14 protein-coding genes and 3 pseudogenes are annotated in these 19471 nt (G+C 59.3%); 5 read left to right on the forward strand and 12 right to left on the reverse strand.

Annotated features, from left to right (window positions below):
• Window positions 1-134: 134 nt before the first annotated feature.
• The 8 genes from O7B34_RS31550 to O7B34_RS31585 form a co-directional block, all read right to left on the reverse strand.
• Entirely contained in the window at window positions 135-803 is a 669-nt protein-coding gene (locus tag O7B34_RS31550; RefSeq protein ID WP_337138457.1) for an ATP-dependent DNA ligase, read from the reverse strand.
• A 352-nt stretch (window positions 804-1155) separates the two neighbouring features.
• Window positions 1156-1494, reverse strand: a complete 339-nt coding sequence (locus tag O7B34_RS31555; protein WP_337138458.1) for a slr1659 superfamily regulator — start codon at window positions 1492-1494, stop codon at window positions 1156-1158.
• A gap of 18 nt (window positions 1495-1512) precedes the next feature.
• Entirely contained in the window at window positions 1513-2073 is a 561-nt protein-coding gene (locus O7B34_RS31560; protein WP_337138459.1) for a slr1658 superfamily regulator, read from the reverse strand.
• Between the two features lies 1 nt (window position 2074).
• Window positions 2075-4441: a SpoIIE family protein phosphatase gene (locus O7B34_RS31565; protein ID WP_337138461.1), complete on the reverse strand. Its 2367-nt coding sequence runs from the start codon at window positions 4439-4441 to the stop codon at window positions 2075-2077.
• Window positions 4438-5616, reverse strand: a complete 1179-nt coding sequence (locus tag O7B34_RS31570) for a methyltransferase domain-containing protein (protein WP_337138463.1) — start codon at window positions 5614-5616, stop codon at window positions 4438-4440. Before O7B34_RS31570 ends, O7B34_RS31565 begins: the two co-directional genes overlap by 4 nt.
• Window positions 5613-6134 carry a ubiquinone biosynthesis methyltransferase UbiE gene (locus tag O7B34_RS31575; protein ID WP_337149633.1) on the reverse strand — a complete coding sequence of 174 codons (522 nt, stop codon included), beginning with the start codon at window positions 6132-6134 and terminating at the stop codon, window positions 5613-5615. Before O7B34_RS31575 ends, O7B34_RS31570 begins: the two co-directional genes overlap by 4 nt.
• 173 nt (window positions 6135-6307) lie before the next feature.
• Window positions 6308-7957, reverse strand: a complete 1650-nt coding sequence (locus O7B34_RS31580; protein WP_337139016.1) for a putative bifunctional diguanylate cyclase/phosphodiesterase — start codon at window positions 7955-7957, stop codon at window positions 6308-6310.
• Window positions 7958-8329: 372 nt separating this feature from the next.
• Window positions 8330-9472, reverse strand: coding sequence for a helix-turn-helix domain-containing protein (locus O7B34_RS31585; protein ID WP_337138465.1), 1143 nt, complete (start codon window positions 9470-9472; stop codon window positions 8330-8332).
• Window positions 9473-9704: 232 nt separating this feature from the next.
• Between O7B34_RS31585 and O7B34_RS31590 the strand changes: the two genes are divergently transcribed.
• Window positions 9705-10007: a hypothetical protein gene (locus O7B34_RS31590; protein WP_337138467.1), complete on the forward strand. Its 303-nt coding sequence runs from the start codon at window positions 9705-9707 to the stop codon at window positions 10005-10007.
• 721 nt (window positions 10008-10728) lie between these two features.
• Here the strand turns inward: O7B34_RS31590 and O7B34_RS31595 are convergent.
• Window positions 10729-11201, reverse strand: a pseudogene (locus tag O7B34_RS31595) (IS30 family transposase); the annotation flags it as partial.
• Window positions 11202-11283: 82 nt separating this feature from the next.
• Between O7B34_RS31595 and O7B34_RS31600 the strand changes: the two are divergent.
• From O7B34_RS31600 to O7B34_RS31610, 3 genes are all read left to right on the forward strand, one after another.
• Entirely contained in the window at window positions 11284-13047 is a 1764-nt protein-coding gene (locus tag O7B34_RS31600; protein ID WP_337149635.1) for an adenylate/guanylate cyclase domain-containing protein, read from the forward strand.
• A gap of 295 nt (window positions 13048-13342) precedes the next feature.
• Window positions 13343-14248, forward strand: a complete 906-nt coding sequence (locus tag O7B34_RS31605) for a tyrosine-type recombinase/integrase (RefSeq protein ID WP_337149637.1) — start codon at window positions 13343-13345, stop codon at window positions 14246-14248.
• A gap of 4 nt (window positions 14249-14252) precedes the next feature.
• Window positions 14253-15446 carry an IS91 family transposase gene (locus tag O7B34_RS31610; protein WP_442921027.1) on the forward strand — a complete coding sequence of 398 codons (1194 nt, stop codon included), beginning with the start codon at window positions 14253-14255 and terminating at the stop codon, window positions 15444-15446.
• Window positions 15447-15820: 374 nt separating this feature from the next.
• On the opposite strand, the gene O7B34_RS31615 is transcribed toward O7B34_RS31610, so the two are convergent.
• The 3 genes and pseudogenes from O7B34_RS31615 to O7B34_RS31625 form a co-directional block, all read right to left on the reverse strand.
• Complete coding sequence (locus O7B34_RS31615; RefSeq protein ID WP_337149639.1) at window positions 15821-16669, reverse strand: hypothetical protein; 849 nt, start codon at window positions 16667-16669, stop codon at window positions 15821-15823.
• A 17-nt stretch (window positions 16670-16686) separates the two neighbouring features.
• Entirely contained in the window at window positions 16687-16944 is a 258-nt protein-coding gene (locus O7B34_RS31620) for a hypothetical protein (RefSeq protein ID WP_337138473.1), read from the reverse strand.
• A gap of 1094 nt (window positions 16945-18038) precedes the next feature.
• A pseudogene (locus tag O7B34_RS31625) lies at window positions 18039-18759 on the reverse strand (IS110 family transposase); the annotation flags it as partial.
• 66 nt (window positions 18760-18825) lie between these two features.
• Here O7B34_RS31625 and O7B34_RS31630 point away from each other — a divergent pair.
• Window positions 18826-19471: pseudogene (locus tag O7B34_RS31630) on the forward strand (protein-L-isoaspartate(D-aspartate) O-methyltransferase); the annotation flags it as partial.

The following is a 19471-nucleotide window of genomic DNA, read 5'->3' on the forward strand; positions in this document are numbered from 1 at the left end:
ACGGCGTCTGCGCTGATGTAAACCAGATCCGTGACGTCACCATCCGACACCTCATCCTCTCAGATTAAGGTGTTGCGACGATCGGTTGAACCCGCCGCCCAATTGCCGCCGTTCTGCAATGCGCCCAATGTCGGTCATTTCGGCCGAGATGGCCGCCGACCAAAGCGGACATTGCTGGTGCCTATGCTGAGGCCGCGGTTGCGCCAGATGCGGTGGTCGACGCTCAGCAACCATGTGCTCGACGGTCCGCTCCTGTAGCGGCTGTCAGCGCGCTTCGAGATGATGCCTCCGAGTCCCATCCTGCCGGCGAAGCGGAAGACCGCAAGCGCACTGCCCTCGAAATGCTCGCTGTATTGGATCTTGCCGAGGCCAGGCTCAACCAGCTGCCGCAGCGCCTCCTTGCGCCGCAGCAGCGGCAGGGAGGCTAGATCGCGGCCGTCGAGATGGAGGATATCAAACGCAACGAACACCAGCCGGCTCGGCTCGTTCCAGATCGCGCTTTCCAGCGCAGGGCAATCGGGGTCTTCCTGCTCGCGTGGCACAATGACCTCACCGTCGAGAATGGCAGTCCGGCATGGTAGATCGACGGCCAGTGCGATGAGCCAGTATTTCGTGGTCCAGTCACGGCCGTTTTTGCTGTAAAGTCGGACGCCGCCATTATCAATGATGACCTGCGTTCGGTAGCCGTCGAGATTGGGCTCGTGGACCCATCCCTCATCTGCAGGCGGCAGATCCACACGAATCGGGATCTGCGGCGGAATAAACTCCAGCCGGCCGCCATTGACCTTGGCACGGTTACTCAATGACGCCACCTTTGATCGCGCAACGGCGGCTGACCGGCACAGGCAGCACGACAGCACCCCAACATGATGCCCGCCACCTGTGCCGAGCCCCCGCCAAGCCGCTACGAACATCTGCGCACAAGGCCGATTTGTCGTTAGCTTCGCATCCTAATACTTGTCCTGGCGTACATATCTCGCTCGGTGCGGGGCTCTTACACCGTTCCCGACCGGCTTAATGCTGTCCGGATTGCCGCCAGCCTACGTAGCTCTTGCCGTTCGTCAGTTCACGGAAACGCACACCGCTCTCTTTGTTTTTAGGTCAATCGGGGAACCGTTGATGCTTTCCTGGATTGCGATTTTCGGACAACCTTGGTCAGTCCATCAAAAGCACCACCGCAGGATGCAGCTTCTTCAGATTAGGCAATGATTTCGATTGCCAGGGTATATCGGGCGTTCCACGCACGACAAGCCGAACATCGGGATGCTTGCGCACCTCGATGGCAAATTTCGCCAGCAGGTTGATGCCGGAAGAGTTAAGGAAGTGAAGGTCCTTCAGATTGAGCGTAATACAGGCGGGTTTCGAGGCAAGAACACTGGCCGCCAACGCCGCGATAGGCGCACCGGCGTCAGAACTTGCAAGCCGCATTGTGCCATAAAAGAAAATTTCGCTTTCTTCAGTCCACACGCGGTAGTCGTCTGTCTTGATTTCCATAGCTTGGCATCGTCTCATCTAGTTGTGAATTTGCGAGATCGGAATGGAGGCGTATGTCTCCACGCAAATCCGATCGCTTTCGTCGGCGGCGCTGAATATCCAAGCTAGGCGCGCGCCGTAGTCGCTCATCAACGTCAGCAATCCTAGTCCGGAGCCTCCTATGCCGGGGTTGGCGGCATTGGCTTCAATTCGCTGTATTAGCAGGTCCATAGGGTCGCCAACCGTGATGTCCGCCAGAAGGCTTTGGAACTCAGACGCATCTTCGCCATCGACGTCATTCGACACCTTGAGCTTGAAGCACTCCAAATCCATCGACGCCTCGATCACGATCTCACCCGGTGCACGAAACTTGACGGCATTTTCGATGAGTTCGTTGACCAGATATCCAATGCTGTGCCGCACTTCCATGTAGTCATTGCGGGAGGATCGGAAGCGCAACGCGAAAAGATCGGCGATGAAGTCTGAGGTCGTGGCACAATGACGCCAACTTAAGTCGAGAGGGCCGTCGAACAGCCGCACTCGACTGATGCTCTCCTTCATCCCGATCGCAATATCGGGGGTCCCGAACAGCGTTGTCATGCTATGTGTGCCTTATGATTACGAGGGTAATGTCGTCGTGGATCTTCTGGATCCCGATATGGGCCATCAGATCGTCGATGATGCCGGTCTTGATGTCCTCGGCGCTGCTGCCGTGACGCTTTTGCGCACTCCGGCAGAGGCGCTCGAACCCGAACAGAGTTTTGTCCTGATCCTCGGCCTCGGTCACACCGTCGGTGTGGAGCACGATCACGTCGCCGCTCCCGAACAGGATGTCACGAGTGGCAATGAACTTCGAGATGTCGCTCTCCAGGCCAACCGGCAGACCCAGATCAATCGTATCGATACGTTCGACTGCCCCATCCGCACGCACGACGAGAACGTCCTCATGCTGGCCGGATAGCGTTACCCGCTCGTCCTCGAAGTCAAGGAAGGCCAGCGAGAGATGCTTGCCGCTGTTCGTCCGCTCGATGTTCTTGTAGATAGCCCTGTTCAATCGATCGAGAAACTGGTGCGGATCCCCCTCGTTGGTCTCCTGCAACGCGCGTGCAACGGATTGGACCATCAGCATCAGCACGCCGCTCTCGAGACCATGACCGGTGACGTCGCCGATGCCGATCTTGACCCGTGGCCCATTCTGCAGGACGTCGTAATAGTCGCCGCCGACCTCGTCGGCTGGCCGCATGTACGCTGCGATCTCCAGCCCCGGAATCGCCTCGAGTTCGATTTGCTTCGGCAGGACCATCATCTGGATCTGCCTGGCGACCGCCAGTTCGGCACCAAGGCGGACGTTCTCGTCCTGGAGCTTTTCGTTGAGCGCGGAAATCTCCTGATTTGCGTCCCCGAGTTCCTTGGTTCGTTCGTCGACGAGTTGCTCGAGGTTTTCCGTGTGAAAGCTGATCTGCTCGGCCATCCGGTTGAAGGCGATCCCTGCCGCTCCAACCTCGTCGCGCGTTGGAATGCTCACGCGGACTGAATAGTCTTTGGACTGGAGCCGCTGGGCAGCGCTGGCAAGCGCTCTGAGGCCCGCAGTGATTCGCTTCGAAATTCCGAGCACAGCGGCAAAAACAATCAGAAGCGAAACGGCGATCGCGGCGATCTGGAAGAGCAGTATACGGTTGGTCGCGCGGGAAATACTCTTCTGCGCGGCGAACAGGGATGCATAGATCTCCCGTTCGGGAACGACGATCCCGACCGACATCATTTCGGACTTGATTGGTCCAGAACTCCACAGATTGGTCGGCTTCAATCTTTTGAGAACAACGATGTAGGGTACGCGTTCGCCCTTGTCATCGAGCATGATATGCTGAATGACACCGTCATTGTTCTGGTCGAGAGGCAGCGACGCGATAGCTGGCTGCGTGCTTCCCCGCAGGGATCTTTCCAGGCCGGTGACGCCCTGGGCGCCCGCATCGCTCGATGACGTCAGGCCGATGATCGCTTGCCCCGACGGATTGATCGCCACCACGTTGCCGGTCGACATCGTGAGGAAGCCGAACCCGGTTTCAGCGATCTTCACACGTTCGACGACTTCCGCGAGTTGATCGAGAGTGATATCCGCTCCCGCCGTACCGGCGATGCCGGTGCGATCGCGCGTCCACAACGGGTGGAAAAAGCTGACGATCAGCTTTCCCGTGATCGCGTCCGTGTAAGGCGCTGTCTGGGTGATATCGTCAGGAACCGGACGCGAGGCCGAATCCCTGGCCCATTGCTGCCATGATCCATAGATTCCGGGAAAGAAAAACTCCCAGAACTCCGCCTTGTTGTGCCCTGGGTAAAGCCGGTCGAAGGTCTGTGCCTGGTCCGTATACGGTACCGTCCTGAAGATCGGCCGTTCTTTTGGACCAATATAGTACATCTGCAGTTTGGACGCCCCGCTGGCCATGAGCGCTGGCGCAACGAGGTCCAACACGGTGCTGTCTTCTATTTCCCGTTGAACGCTTGGCAGCGGAGTGTGGTCGGCGCCCAGCAGGTAGCCCCAGACGCTGACCACGGAAGGCGCGCCCGGCAGGTTCTGCGCCCAATCGCCACGCGCGTCGTAGACCACCTTCATGGAGCCGGGCGTCTCCTCCGAAAGCGTGGCTCCGACCTGTTGCTGCCGGCCTGGATCGTCGATTTGAGCCTGTAGCACGCCGGCCAGGGCCTTGACGTCGCCATGGACTCGATCGAGCAGCAGGTCGACGCTCAGCGCTGTCGATTCGGCGTAGGAACGAATGTATTCCTGATTTGCGGTCGTAAGGCCCTCGCCGACTTCCGATGTGGCATCGCGCGAAAGCTTTTGAACGTTCCAAAGCGCCAGGCCACCGCTCAAAAGGAGGTCGAACAGTACGGCGCCGCCAACGACCAATACGAATTTTGCTCGAAATGAGCGCAGGCCGAAGCGCGGTGTACGCTCATCGTCTGCTTTCATTGCGGCCGTCGCCCCGATGCGACCCAGATGGGCCAGCCCGCATAACCCTTGGGGTGGAGCGCAGCGAAAATGTGGTCCTCGAAGCCCTGCCGGAACCGTGCGACGAACTCCGGTCCATCGCCGCGCTTGGTCGCCATCTCGCCCGCATAGACATCCGACCAGGCCGCAATGACGTCGGCGAAGTCCTGCGGATCGCCGTCCAGGTTAGTGACCATGAAGGTCTCCACGCGGATGTCGTCGAATCCGGCTTCCACCAGGTATCGCCGGCTCTTGGGCCCAAGCTCGACGTCCATCTCGAAATGCCCGAAGAGCTTCGCCACCTCGTTGTAGGTCCAGCGAATGCTTTCGGCGCGCGGCTCGCCGAGGCAATGCGAATTCTTCTCGTTGGTGATATAGACCCGCCCGCCTGGCTTACATATACGGTAGAGCTCCTTGAGGATAAGTTCAGGTCGATTGAAGATTTGCAGGGAATGTCGGCAGGTGACCAAGTCGAACTGCCCTTCATCGAGCAGCATCTCCGACGCATCGCCATAGGTATACTCGATGCCCCGGATGTCGAACTCCCGCATCACACGTCGAGCATAGTTCAGGCTTGACATGGAGTGATCGAGGGCGACGATCCGCGATGGCTGAAACTCCTTCTGCGCGAGCACGGCGAAATCACCGATTCCGCAACAGATGTCAGCCATAATGATCCCGGGCCTCATGCCGTGTCGCGGCAAGATTGCGCGCTCGTGGCGCCATGTCATCTTTGTCTGAGTGCGCAGGATCGGTACGAACCCGCCTTCCTCAAGGAAACCCTGCCCCGGATAGAATTCGGTGTCATACTCCTCGACCGTGATGTTCGGTTCTATGCCGCTCAGGCGACCGAATTTTCGCGAGGTCCATCCGACGACGCTTGACGTGATGACGACGAATTTGAGATCGGGTCGAGCGCGACAAGCGTCGATGATGATTCTCGAAAAGGTGTGAAACGCAGCATTGTTCATCTGCGTCAGGCGCCTGACATTGACGTAGAGAACGCCGCGCACGCGGCCGATCGCATCGCGAAGCAACGCTATGCTGGGCCCAAGCTCATCAATCGCCTGAGGCCGGACCACTCCCGATATGCAAAACTCCTGGTTATTGGCGTCGTATTGCACCTTGAAGCGCGGGAGAAGGTCGTAAGGGCTCAATTTTGCAAGCTCTCCAGCGGAAGATCCACGACAAGCTTGATTGCATCGCCCTCGGCTTCCTCGATCCAGAGTGTCGCGTTGTAGTCCACAGCCAGTTCCAGGAGTACGACATCACGGCTGGGCGCGAGATCCCCAGACACCGAATTGAGGTATCGCTCTGTGGCCTCTTTTCCTGCGAGTTGCGACACGGCTTCTTCGTAGAATTGCCGCTCCTCAGGCACGCAAGGAAATGTCAACTCGATTCTATCCGTTCCGCCATGCCGAGACACCTTGCATGCCAGTTCGCCGTCGGCATGGCGCGTGCGAAAGGCGACTTCCAGCAATTCATTTAAGGCAGCAGAAAAGAGATTTGAATGATGGACCGAGTCTGACCTGTTTTGGCTGATCATCCGGGCCATGTATGTCGAGACATAGTCGCAAAGTTTCCAAGCGGAGACAAAAGCTTTGATTTCCATGTCGATCTGGATCATCGGTGCAAAGGTCGGCTCGCCAGCCAGGTGATGATGAACGGTTCCCATTGGCTTCCTCACTTGCTCCATTATTGTTGAATCCTCGGGGTGATGGCCTCCGCGAGGACAAGGGTCACCGCGCACCTGATCAGTCAGTCTCGCACCGACTCGAAGAATTGCGCGGTATCTGCCTTGATCGTTCTGCAAATCTCCACTTCACCGTTAACAAAGGGTGCAAGGCGCTAGAGCGCCCGATTTGATCGCTCCATCGGCCGTACCACTCTCAGCGGGGACTGCCTGATGAAATCGCTGACCGCCTCGACGCCAAGTGGCCGCCCCAGGAAATTACCTTGCAGACAATCGCAATTTTCCTTGATCAGCCACCTTGCCTGTGCCGACGTCTCGACCCCTTCGGCAGTGACATTTATTCCCAGGCCGTGTGCCAGATTCATGATTGATCGCACGATCGTTTGGCTTTTGAGATCGGTGTCCAGGTCCGTGATAAAGTATTGATCGATCTTCAAGGTATCGAAGGGAAAGTTCTTGAGGTAGCTTAGCGATGAGTAGTATGTTCCAAAATCGTCGAGGGAAATTCGTATTCCCAAGACGTTCAGCGTATTCAGTGTGTCGATATTGTCGATCGTCCTCTCAAGCAGGACCGTCTCGGTTATCTCAAGTTCAAGTCTGTCGGCTTCGATTCCGACTGCGTCGATGATCTGAGCGACGGTGTCCGTCAGCGAACCGCTAAGGAACTGAACTGGTGACAGGTTCACTGCGACTGTCAGCGAGGAAGGCCACGTCATTGCCTGGCGACAGGCCTCCTCGAGCACCCATCGTCCAATGTCGTCCATCAGACCGTCGGCTTCGGCGATCGGTATGAACACGTTGGGCGGAATGATTCCAACCTCGGGGTGTCGCCACCGCAGCAGCGCTTCGAAACCGACCACTGAGGAGGGAGGCCGAATGAGCGGCTGATACTCCAAATAAAGCTCGCCCCGCGCCAGCGCGGTTCGAAGGCTGCGTCTCAGATTCTCGCGTTGCTCGAGCAAGAGCAGCATCGAGCGGTTGAATGTTCGAGCGCAGCCGCGTCCGTCTGTCTTGGCCGCGTAAAGAGCAATGTCGGCGGCTTTCATCAACTGTTCGCCATCGGTCCCGTGCTCCGGCCCGAAAGCAATTCCGATGCTCGAGCCGACGAAGACGGGAATGCCGTTGATGACGAACGGGCTCTTGAAAGCGTCGACCAGCGATCCGGCGAGGCGCTGAGCCTCTGCGGGCTGCTCCTTTCCCAATTGGATGACAGCGAACTCATCGCCGGCATACCGGTATGCGGATTCGCCGTCCTGTAACGCGTCGCGGATACGACCCGCGGCGAGTTGAAGAAGAGTGTCGCCTGCGCCATGGCCGAGCGTGTCGTTGACCGCTTTGAAATCGTCAAGGTCGATTTGCAGAAGGGCGGCTTTCGGCTTTGATCCGCCGAGGGCGGCCATTGCCCGCTGCAGCCGATCGCCGAATCGCCGGCGATTCTGTAGTCCGGTCAGCACGTCGTGCGTCGCTTGATGGAGCAGAATTACATGCTCTTGCTCCTCTACCACGCTCCGCCCATCGCGCTCCCTTGATTCGATGATTCCCACGCCATTTGCAGTGGCGAAGACGAAAGCGGACCGCGGCGATTCATCCGATGATGGTGGCAAATCAATGCTTGCCGGTGAGCCGCCATGGAACACACGAAGAAATTCGTCACGATACTTCGCATCGAGGAAACTCGGGTAGATCTCCCAAACGGCGGCACCCGGCACCACCGCGCTTCCGTACACGCCTTTGAGTTTGGCTGCGTAGTGCGTCAGACAGAAGTCGCGATCATAAAATGACAAAAATTCGGTCGTGTACGCCAAAAGGTCAGCGAACAGCGCTTCGCCGGGACGTGGTGCATCGGCTGAGGAAGGCCCCTCCCTCTCCGTGCCGACCCCTGTTGCCTCCGGGTGCAATAGCCACCTCCATAGGCGGTAAGAATCTGCGTCCCCAGTCCAGAAATAGCATGACTGTCAAGCTTCGCATACCTTCAACTCGCAATCTCAACAACAATCGCGGGCAAGGCAAGCTTCCTGTGACTGGCGGCGATAAGGATGAACAGTTGGTTAATAAACCGGGATTGGCTATATGACTGATAGCGCGGTGGACGGGACACGAAATATTCTGATTCATGCGGCGGCGTGATCTTTCCCGCCCCTATGTGACCCGCCCGCATCAACATTCCGATCCGGCAATCAGCTGCCGAGCGCCTTCAGCCAACCTTCAAAGGAAGGGGCCTCGTCGTGTCCGGCAGTCGAAACGGAGTGGGTGGGGCGCGGCAACACCACAGCGCTGCGGCCTTCGCGGGGGCTGTAACCGAATTCCTTGCTGAATGCTCGGCTGAAATTAGCCGCTGAACTGAACCCGAAGGCTTCCGCAATTTCAACAATGCGCCGGCCGTCCGCCGGATCGCTGAGCGCGACATGGGATGCCAGAAGGCGACGGCTTTGTATGTAATGGAGAACCCCACCGCTCGGTCCGAACAATTGATAGAGACGAGAGCGCGAGACGCCGAGCGCCCGGCACATTGAATCCGGTGTCAGATGAGCAGCGTCCAAATTGTGTTGGACGTATCGACGCGCTCGCTCCATCAGCGCAACACTCGCCAATTGTTCGGCGGCCGCGGCATGTTCCGCCGGAGGCGCGAGGCAGGCAATAATCATGCTGCGCGTCGCGTGAACGATGCGGGGCAGATCTTCAGCCGTGAGATTGCGCATTCTTCCTTCGATGCTGCTGAGGTAGTCCACCAAGAGGTTGGCAAAGTTGCCGGACAGAATTGAATTGTTCTTTGCGTCGAGGGTTGACGCCGCGTCCGAGAACAAATCACGTGGCAGGTAGAGGAAGAGACTTTCCGAGTCCGTTATTCTCCCTCGAAACGGATAGCCAAGCGATCTGATCTCCAATCTGCCCGGCTGGTTTTCCGCGACGCGGCGATCGACCTCCGTCCACGACCGGCCAGTACGAGGCAAGACAATATACCAGTGATCAATGGAACTGGATCGAAGCTTCGCGGTGGAGCGCACGTAGCTGTGTGCTGGCGCGCGCTGTTGAACAATCAGCATTCCACCGAAATTCCAAGCCGTGTGGTCGGCGGGAAAGCCATCGTTCAACGATTTGTCATCCGGCAATCTGACCTCGACAAGCGGCGCCATATGCGCTTGCCAAGCGGCGAATTGATCCGCTAGCGCCAGTTCGAGCGTTGAAAAGAGCAGAGGTTCGAACGCCGGCGCGAGCGATGGCGCATTCTCTTTGTGGGCTTGACCTTGGCGTGGCCAACGACGCCGATCACGGTCCCGCGGCTGCCCCGCAGAGGGCTCGTCCTGCCTGTTAGTGTCCATCGCGTGGCGCCATATCCGAATCGGGTATGCTCCATGCCCCTCTCAATCATGTGGTGTACTTCAGGCATCTGGCAAGGCTGGTGAACTCGAGTCGACCGAAAGGACGATCACGCTGGATTACGGCAAGAAATGCATTCCGAGATAAGTTTCTGGATGCGAAGCCAACGACACTCTTCAACCTGATGCGTATAGAAACGAGCATCGTCGGATACTGGTTGAGGAGACCACCGAAATGACCATAAAACTCGATAGCGAAACTCGTCGCAGGATAATTCTTGACGGATACGATAACAACGAGCCGTTGAAAAATATTGCGGCAAAGATCGGATGCTCACTGGCGAGCTTGAAAGTCACCGCCAGTAAGCTCGGTTGCACTCGAACTCCAAAGGAAGCAGCGGAATTTCGGCGCGGTTTCCAAATTCCGGAACACAAGCGACAAGATTACTACCGCCTTATGATCGCCGGACAATATAAAGCCCGCGAGTGTGCGATCATTCTAGGTTTGGTAACAGAGCAATCGTCAGGCAGCAAGTAAAATGATTTCGGTGCACTGCGGGCGATATTGCACTTATACAGCCATCGCTTTAGCGGTTCATCAGCAAAAAGCCCGCCGAAAGAACGGGTAGCGGGCTCTGAAAGGTTCGCCCAGATGCTGCGTCGGGATTTGTATCGCACCTGCCTCAGCCCTCATGATCTGGCTGTTTGCGAACGGGTGTTCGAACGGATCTGCGCGGATGAACATCTCGACCCTTTGGACCCGGACGCCGAAATCTTGGCGGTAATGGTTGTGGCCGTTTTTCGAAATGCTCACACCAGCGAGTGCGCACTGCTCGAGGCGGTCAGGTCTCGGCGGCAAAAGGCTGCGGGAATCGGGCATTAGTACACGTTGCCCAAAGGTGGCCCAGACGTTTTATTAGGGGATAGATAGACGCGATAATCCAAGGCTCGCCGCATGAATCCGTTCAGTCGCGACGCATTGTTGCCAAGTCAGAGAACTCGGAAAGCCAGCGCGGCCATGAGTTCATGGGTGGTTCCAATACCCTCCCTGCGCTGATTGAGATTTGTTTCGTGCCAGCAGACTTATCGGCCGTGATCTTGGCAGGCGTGTTGGGCCAGTTAGCGACTTCAACCCACTTATTAGCGACTTCAACCCACTTAAATGTCTGCCAGTGCTTTTTGGACGCCAGAAGCTGCCTGTCCGCTGCCGGCCCCGAAGCGGACTTTCCCGTTGCAATGACAGCTTTGCGCCGGTGGGTTCAACCGGTCATCGCAACACCTTCTGTAGCCTATCGGCCGGCGTTTCGAAGTCCAGGGTTTTTCGGGGGCGCTGATTGAGACGCAGAGCGATGGCGTCGGGCTGGTCCTGCGAGACTTGGGAGAAGTTGGTTGCCCTGGGGAAGTACTGCCTGAGCAGGCCGTTGGTGTTTTCGTTGCTGCCGCGTTGCCAGGGACTGCGCGGATCGCAGAAGTAGACCTGTAGGTCGGTTGCGACGGTAAAGCTCCTGTGACGAGCCATCTCCTTGCCCTGGTCCCAAGTCAACGAGCGTCGTAACTCTTCGGGCAATGTGCCGATCTTTTGGGCGAGAGCCGCCACGACGGTCGCCGAGTCCCTTCTGGTCAACTTCACAAGCATCGTGAACCGGCTGTGTCGCTCGACGAGGGTGGCGATGTTGGTGTCGTTCGCACCGGCGAGCAAATCACCCTCCCAATGGCCTGGTATGGCACGATCCGCCGCCTCGACCTGACCAATGGCTCGGAGCTATCTTCCTTTGGCTCGGCAGTAGTGCCAGACTGGATGGAGGGAGCACGACATGAGGGAGACCCGCAAAATAGCAGCGATCCTGGTCTCGGATGTGGTCGGCTACAGCCGGCTAGCCGGCGCGGATGAGGATCGCATCTTGGCACGACTGCGGGCGCTGCGCAGCGATCTCATCGACCCCACCATCGCCGTTCATCGTGGTCGCGTCGTCAAGCGCACTGGCGATGGGAGCCTAGTCGAGTTCAGCAGCGTGGTGGAAGCGGTGCGCTGCGCGCTGGAAGTGCAGAACGCCATGCTTGAGCGCAATGCCGGGGTGCCGGATGGTCGCCGCATTGAGTTCAGGATCGGCATTCACCTGGGCGACGTCGTGCAAGAACGCGATGGTGACCTGATGGGTGATGGCGTCAACATCGCCGCACGCCTCGAAGGCATCTGCGAACCCGGCAATGTCTGTCTTTCCGAGCAAGCCTATTGGCAGGTAAAGTCAAGGCTCGATACCGCGATTTACGATCGCGGCGCGGTTCAATTGAAGAACATCGCCGACCCGGTCAGAGTTTATTCGCTACAGGTCGGCATTCCCGCGAAGGCCGGACCCGCGCCACCGGCGGAGGCCCTCGTGCCGGAGAAGCCTTCGCCCCAGCTCGCGCTGCCTATCAAGCCGTCAATAGTCGTCCTTCCCTTTGTGAATATGAGTGCCGACGCCGAGCAGGCGTATTTCGTGGATGGATTGACGGAGGATCTGATTACCGACCTCTCCAAAGTGCCCGAGCTTTTCGTCATCGCCCGGAACTCATCCTTTGCCTATAAGGGCAGATCAGTAGACACCCGCCAGATCGCTCGCGAACTGGGCGTGAAGTATGTACTGGAGGGTAGCGCCCGACGGGTGGCGGACCGCGTTCGGATCAATGCCCAGCTCATCGATTCACCCGCCGGAGGACACATCTGGGCGGATCGCTTCGACCGGGACCTTGCTGATATCTTCGCGGCGCAAGACGAAGTCGTCGGCAAGATTGTTGAGGGGCTCGCCGGAAAGTTGGCCGCCGCAAACCTGAAGGAGCGTTATCGGCCAACGAGCCTGGGGGCCTATGATCTCTATCTACGGGGGCGGGCTGAATGGTCACACTCCACGGAGGCGGGCGTCGCGGCCATTCCCTTGTTCGAGCGGGCCATCGCGCTCGATCCTAACTTCGCGGATGCATATCGCTGGTTGGCGATCAGTCAGTGCGAGGCCTGGGTCTTTAGGAACCATCCGATGAATCCGCTTCGTCAACAGTCTATGGCGTCGGCAACAAAGGCGGTTGAACTCGATCCCGAAAATTCTGGCACGCATTGGGTGCTCGCGTTCATACTCCTCCTCGAGCGCCAATGGGATGAGTCTGCCAAAGAGTATGAGATTTCGCTCCGGCTCAATCCGAACGACGCCGATGCTTGGGCAAACTTCGGGGATCTGAAGACCTATGAAGGTCTCGGAGTTGAGGCCATCGCCTGCATCGAGAAGGCATTGCGCCTGAATCCTCGCCCGCCCAGCTGGTATTTCTGGTTACTCGGAGAGGCCCAGTCAGCCGCCGGTAACTATGAGGAAGCAGTGAAGACGCTGAGGAATGACGCAACATATCGAACCGAATCCAGGGCTAATTTGGCGTCGATCCTAGCGGTGCTCGGCAGGTTAGAGGAAGCGCGTGAAGAGGCCACGCTATATCTGGCAACAAACCCCCATTTCAAGATTAGCCATTGGGTCGAAGTCCAGCCCTACCGGGACCTGGCCTTGCGAGACAGGTACATCGAAGGCCTTCGTAAGGCTGGCTTTCCGGAATGACCAACTTTTTTGGACGGAGCCACCATGCTGGAATCGGCCTCTGGCCCTTTTGCCATAAGGTAACGGCAACCGACAATGGCCGCTTTCGTCACGGAAGCAGACATTCGTGAATGATCTAACCACGCGCGTTTACGGTTCCCGCTGTAGGCCCGGCGCAAGGTCGGCTTTCTAGCCCATGCACGAACCCGCTTCGCGGGAGGGTGCGAGCGGTGAGGTAAGCGTGATTGTTTGAGGCTCTGGGCAGGTAGAGCGTGCGATCCGACCATGGAGTTCCCTTCAACGAGAGGAACTTGCCATGGCTACCTTGTCGACCGACGCTCCGATCACGCCGCTTCGCCAGCGCATGCAGCAGGACATGCTGATGCGGGGCTTGGGACCGCATACGCAGCAGGATTACGTTCGTCAGGTCCGGCGCTTCGCCGCGTTCCTTGGCCGCGCTCCCGACACCGCCAAGACCGAGGACATCCGGCGCTTCCAGTTGCATCAGCATGAGAGTGGCGTCGGACCGGCGACGATCAACGGCGCGGTCTCGGCGCTGCGCTTCCTGTTCACGGTGACGCTGAAGCGGCGGGATCTGGCCCGCGCGCTGGTGATCACCCGATATCCGCGCAAGCTGCCCGACGTGCTGAGCGTGGAGGAAGCGGCGCGGCTGCTCGAAGCTGCCCCAGGCATCAAGTACAAGGCCGCGCTCGGTGTCGCCTATGGCGCGGGACTGCGCGTGTCCGAGGTCGCGCACCTCAAGGTCGACGATATCGATAGCACACGCATGCTGATCCGCGTCGAGCAGGGCAAGGGACGCAGGGACCGCAACGCGATGCTTTCGCCGCAACTCTTGGAGTTGCTGCGGCTGTGGTGGCGCGAAGGCAAGCGGCGCGGGGTGATGCTTCCGCATGGCTGGCTGTTCCCGGGGCGCGGCTGCACATCGCCGATCTCGTCGCGGCAACTGCACCGCGCGGTCCAGGAAGCAGCCGAAGTGGCCGGCATCCGCAAGCGTGTCAGCCCGCACACGTTGCGGCACAGCTTCGCCACTCACCTGCTTGAGCAGGATGTCGACATCCGCGTCATCCAGGTGCTGCTCGGGCACAGCAAGCTCGATACCACCGCGCTCTACACCAAGGTCTCGACCCGGACGAGCCACGCGGTCGCAGGGCCGCTCGACCGGCTGATGGCGCTGATGGAAGGCAAGACGCCTCCCGGCTGAACCGGTGCGTGCGCACCTGGAGGTCGCCGATATCTTCCGTGCTGCCGGCCCCGGATACCGGGCCGCCCATGCGGGGCACTTGGGCCTTCAGCAGCTCAAGGTGATGTCCGCGATCGAACACTGCCGCACCGCCGCATTGGGTGGTCATGTCGAAGCCTGTGCCGACTGCGGCCAATGGCGGATCGCCTATAACAGCTGCCGCAACCGGCACTGTCCCAGGTGCCAGGGCGCGGCCGCGCGTACATGGCTCGCCGAGCGCGAAGCCGACCTGCTACCGGTCGGCTACTTCCATGTCGTCTTCACGCTGCCCGCCGAGGTCGCCGACATCGCCTTCTACAATAAGGCGCTGGTCTACGACCTGCTGTTCAAGGCGGCATCGGAGACGATGCTGACGATCGCGGCGGATCCCAAGCACCTCGGCGCCCGCATCGGCATCACCGCCGTGCTCCACACCTGGGGTTCGGCGCTGACGCACCATCCGCATGTCCACATGATCGTGCCGGGCGGCGGCATCGCGCCGGACAGATCACGCTGGATATCGTCGCGTCCCGCCTTCCTCCTGCCGGTGCGCGTGCTCGGCAAGCTGTTCCGCCGCCTGTTCCTCACCCGGCTGGTCGCGCTGCACGACACCGGACGGCTCGCCTTCTTCGGATCGGCCGCCCACCTGGCCGACCGTCGGGCCTTCCTGCGTCATCTGAGGCTCGTGGGCAGCAAGCGCTGGGTAGTCTATGCCAAGCCGCCCTTCGCCGGGCCGGAAGCAGTGCTTGCCTATCTGTCCCGCTATACTCACCGGGTGGCCATCTCGAACCGCCGCCTGATCGCCTTCAACGACACTAGCGTCACCTTCCGATACAAGGACTATCGCCGCCCTGGCGCCGAGCGACAGCAGGTCATGACCCTTGCCGCCGACGAGTTCATCCGCCGCTTCCTGCTCCACGTCCTGCCACGCGGCTTCCACCGCATCCGTCACTACGGCCTGCTCGCCGGCTCGGCCCGCAAGGACAGCCTCGCGCTCGCCCGCGAACTGCTGAACGTCGCGCCGCCGCCCGATGACGACACCCCGGAAGAGCCGACTGACGTCCGCCCGCCATGCCCTTGCTGCGGCGGACGCATGGTCATCATCGAGACTTTCGAACGGTGGAGGCAGCCACGCGGACCGCCGGACACAACGGCGACGAACCGGGAGAAGGCATCATGACCCGGCATTGCCCATTTGCCCACACGACCGCGCCACGCCGGCGGCGGTCAATGGGAAGCTATGTGCACGTCGCTGTGTCGCCAGTCGTCAGGCACGCGGACCCCGTCAGAGTGACCGCGACAGTCCCTGCGACCTGGCCCGGAAATCCCATACGCGGCATGCCCGCTGGACCCCATGCGGAAGTTCGCGCCAAGCGCTCGCACACCTCGAAACACAAATCCCCATAGCTCACCGCTTGCGGCCCGCGGGTTCCTGCATGAGAGACTTTCGTACGCCTGACGGCACCCGAAACCCTTCAGCGTTATCGCGAAAGGGAACTGTCTCCTTTCGGCCCCGTTGCCGCCATGAACAAGTCTAGGCAGCACATATCTCGTCTAGTCGAATTTTGCCTGGTACCGCTCCTGCGGCGCCAGCCAGCCTTCGATGAAATCCAGCGGATCGACGCTTTCCATCATTGCTCTCGCGAGGGCCAGACGCTCCTCCTGGCGCTTTCGGCGATCTTCGTCGTTCGTAGTGTTCAACCGCTTTTCGGCGTCCACGAAAAAACGCTCTATTGTCATCGCCCTGCCCCACCTTGCAATTATATCCGCAAGCTGCTGCTGGCTATCGGCTAGTGCCTGAGCCACCTTGCGGGCGTCCTCCTGCTTTAGATAGCGCTCCCATTCCTCCTCTCTTTCTTTCTTCCTCGCCGCCGCCGCCACATCCTCGGCGTCCATAAGGCGCTGAACAGTGCCCCTGGACGCCTTCAACGTTTCCACGATTTTTGGGATCAGAGCGCCAAGCGCTTCCTGCTCGGTCTCTTGCCAACTGACAGACCAGTCGACGCCCTTTTTCGGCGAGTAGGCAATGACGCGAAAGCGTCCGCAGGGCACGTCCTGCTCCCTTGTCCAGGAATGCGTTAGCTGCCAAGGCTTGGCGGATAGGATGAGCCTGCTGTCCTCCCGATGGTATTCGCCATCTAAGTATCGCACCGTCGCTCTTTCGGTCATTTCGGTGATGGCGAGCCCGATCGGCACCGTGTCAACATAGAGGACGGTAGGTCGATCCGAAGCCCAGATGCTCCCGGAGTGATAGTGCCCGTATTTGCGATCCTTGCTCTCCACCTCCTGTTCCTTGATGCGGATGCGATCAAGGTCGTCGGCGGCCGGCGCGATTTGAACGCCGTATCCCTTTTCGTCCAGCGCGAGATAGAGATCGTTGGCGATCGAGAGTGCGCGAAGCAACTGGGTCTCTGAGGAAATCAGATCCGGCAGATTCTCTTGTAGGGCCTGAGGAACTCGCCCTGTTTAACGTCGCGTGTTTTTCGCATGTGCTCTTCAACGCCGAAGAGCAGCCGATGGCGCACCGGACGATGGGGCTTCGCGGCAGGTCTGGCCTTGCGAACAGAGCCTTCCTTCACGGTTCTCTTTCGTCGAGGCTTTGGGGTCGACGACGTTAGCTCGATCAGTTCGTCCGATGCCGCGGGCAGCGGCGGCAAGTCTACCGGCAGCCCGAGCAATTTACGGGTCCAATATCCCGACCCAGGATAGGGAACCTGATATCGCTTACATGCGGCTGCCAGCGCCGAGCCGGAAAGTCCTAGCTCTGGAGCGACTTTGCTGAGAGGCCTCTCGCAGACCCGATTGTAAAGCTCAAGGCGTGTCAGTTGCACGGCGAATGGTTCTCAATTCGATCGAGGCCGATATGGCACTACCAGCAGCGGCTGATGATGCCCTTCGCTCGTCATCCGCCTATCAGCGGTTTGGATAACTTTTAAGACATCGTGGCGCCGGCTTATCCATTCATGGTAGCCGGTCCAACGTTTGCACCTTGGGCGATCGAGGTCGCAGACTGCCGGTCAAAGATGCCATGTCGACAAGGGTGCAGGCCGCCCTCATGACAACGCGGCAGCCATCCAGGGCCTAACCTCGCGGCAGTGCGGAACCACTTCCAAATATCCGTGGACAGTCGCAATCGCCGATTGAGAAGCACATTGTAAATTGTTGAGCCAAAACAATTGTTTCGCATCGGAGCGCACATTGCGGCAAAACTTCACAATGTGCCGAGGGTGCATAAAATCCTAACAAAAACAACCAGCCGACCGCAGCACAATGTGCGCCCTTTTATCTTGCCATCTTAACCGGACGTATTTTGCGAGACTTGTTTGCCATTCGTCGTTCCTCTTCTAAGCTACGATAATACACTATTCTATGCTCCATGCCACGATTCCGTATTCTGGCGTCGAGTCACGAGGCGCCGTGCAGTCTTCCGCGCTCTGCGACGTGGTGTTCCGACTGCGTTCGTGGAGCGTTGAACCGTCGTGGCGCACTTTTCCATCGGACTGACGGAGCATCGTCACAGGCAATCGAGCGTGGTCCGGCCGTCTCGCGATCGGCACGGCCGCAGGCAGGATAACGTGCGTTCCGTCGTTTCTGTCTGCATCGGCCCTCATCCGCCGGGGCGGATCCCTGGTGTCCGATGGCGCCCGTCACCGCACGGGCGCCATGCGTTTGAACTGCGCTCGCACCGCTCATCGATGCGCTCCCAGCAGCTTGCGGGCCTTGCCCTGCGCGCGCTACGCGACGTCGACTTGGCTTGCTGCGGCATCGCCGACGTACCATCGCTCGACATAGCGTGCATGATCACCGCCAGATTGCGCCATCGCCACGCAGGCCTTGCGGTGGCAGGAGCGTTTGGCGATCTCCCAGCCCCAGCTCTTGACCTTGTCCCTGCCCTTGAAGCGCGTCATCAAAGTGGACGTCGCTTCGTGGAGTGCGCGCCGCACATCCGCGTCGCCGGCCTTCGAGATCCGTCCCTGGATGTCGATCGTGGAGCCGGATTGCTAGCGCCGCGACATCAGCCCGAAGTAGGCCGCGACATCACGCGAACGGCCGAAGCGCGACGGATCGTCGATCGCGGTCATGAAGGAGAGCGCGGTCACCGGGCCGACGCCGGGGATGGCCAAGAAGTGCCGGCAAGCCTCATTGCGGGCGACGATCTTCACGACCATATCATGCAGCCGGCAATACTCTCGCCATAGCGCCGCGCGCGCCGACAGCATCGCGTCCATCAGCTCGACCGATAGCGGATCGTCCGCCACAGCCTGGCGCACCGCCTGCTCGAATACTGCGCGACCGATCTTGCCCAGGCGGATGCCGAACGACTTCAGCGAGTGGCGGATGGCGTTCTCTAGGTCGAGGAATTTGACCTTCAGATTGCGCCGGTTGGTTAGCAGAAGCCGCGTCCGGTAGCAGCTTTCCGAGTTAATGCGGGCCTCGCGAAATCAGCCCGTAGGTGTCAAACTGGCAAAGCCCAGCGCATCGGCCTTGTCGGTTACGGTGACGAGACGAACAGGATATAACGTTATTGGGAGCAACTGGTCGAGGAAAGCCTCACCGTCATGAAACCGATGAACGAAGAGCATCTTGCGGTTCTACGCAGGCACATGGTCGAGATGATTGCGATCATGCCGACCTTGCAAGCGAAGAACTCGGCAAGGCAACGCTCGATGAGCCGGTGATGGCATCGATGCGGCGGGTCCCGCGACATCTCTTCGTGCCCGCTGCGGTCGCGTCTTATGCCTACCAGGACATGCCGCTGCCGATTGGCTTCAATAAGACCGTGTCGCAGCCCTTCATGGTCGCTCTGATGACCGATCTCCTTACTCCCCAAGCGCACGAAACGGTGCTCGAGATCGGGACCGGCCTGGGCTATCAATCCGCCATCCTCGCGGAACTCGCAGGACAAGTTTGGAGCGTCGAAATCATCGAGGGAATTCGCAAGCCATGCCGAGGCTCTGCTGCAGGGCCTTGGCTTCTCGAATGTCGCTATTCGTGTCGGAGACGGGTCTCGCGGCTGGCCGGAGCACGCCCCATTCGACAAGATTCTGGTTAGCGTGGCGGCTGAGCGGACGCCGCCCGCTTTACTGAATCAGCTCAAGCCAGGGGGACGCCTTGTTCTGCCTTTGGCGTCTGAAGAAGTACAGTTTCTGACTATCATCGACAAGGATGCTGCTGGGCAACTCGAGACTCGGAAACTCATCCCGG

The organism is Mesorhizobium sp. Cs1299R1N3 (genome assembly GCF_037179625.1).
GTDB lineage: Bacteria > Pseudomonadota > Alphaproteobacteria > Rhizobiales > Rhizobiaceae > Mesorhizobium > Mesorhizobium salmacidum.

Coding starts and splice junctions, on each gene's coding strand:
- O7B34_RS31575 (WP_337149633.1), bottom strand. CDS start 6,134: ATGGGAACCGTTCATCATCACCTGGCTGGCGAGCCGACCTTTGCACCG.
- O7B34_RS31560 (WP_337138459.1), bottom strand. CDS start 2,073: ATGACAACGCTGTTCGGGACCCCCGATATTGCGATCGGGATGAAGGAG.
- O7B34_RS31555 (WP_337138458.1), bottom strand. CDS start 1,494: ATGGAAATCAAGACAGACGACTACCGCGTGTGGACTGAAGAAAGCGAA.
- O7B34_RS31565 (WP_337138461.1), bottom strand. CDS start 4,441: ATGAAAGCAGACGATGAGCGTACACCGCGCTTCGGCCTGCGCTCATTT.
- O7B34_RS31585 (WP_337138465.1), bottom strand. CDS start 9,472: ATGGACACTAACAGGCAGGACGAGCCCTCTGCGGGGCAGCCGCGGGAC.
- O7B34_RS31605 (WP_337149637.1), top strand. CDS start 13,343: ATGGCTACCTTGTCGACCGACGCTCCGATCACGCCGCTTCGCCAGCGC.
- O7B34_RS31590 (WP_337138467.1), top strand. CDS start 9,705: ATGACCATAAAACTCGATAGCGAAACTCGTCGCAGGATAATTCTTGAC.
- O7B34_RS31600 (WP_337149635.1), top strand. CDS start 11,284: ATGAGGGAGACCCGCAAAATAGCAGCGATCCTGGTCTCGGATGTGGTC.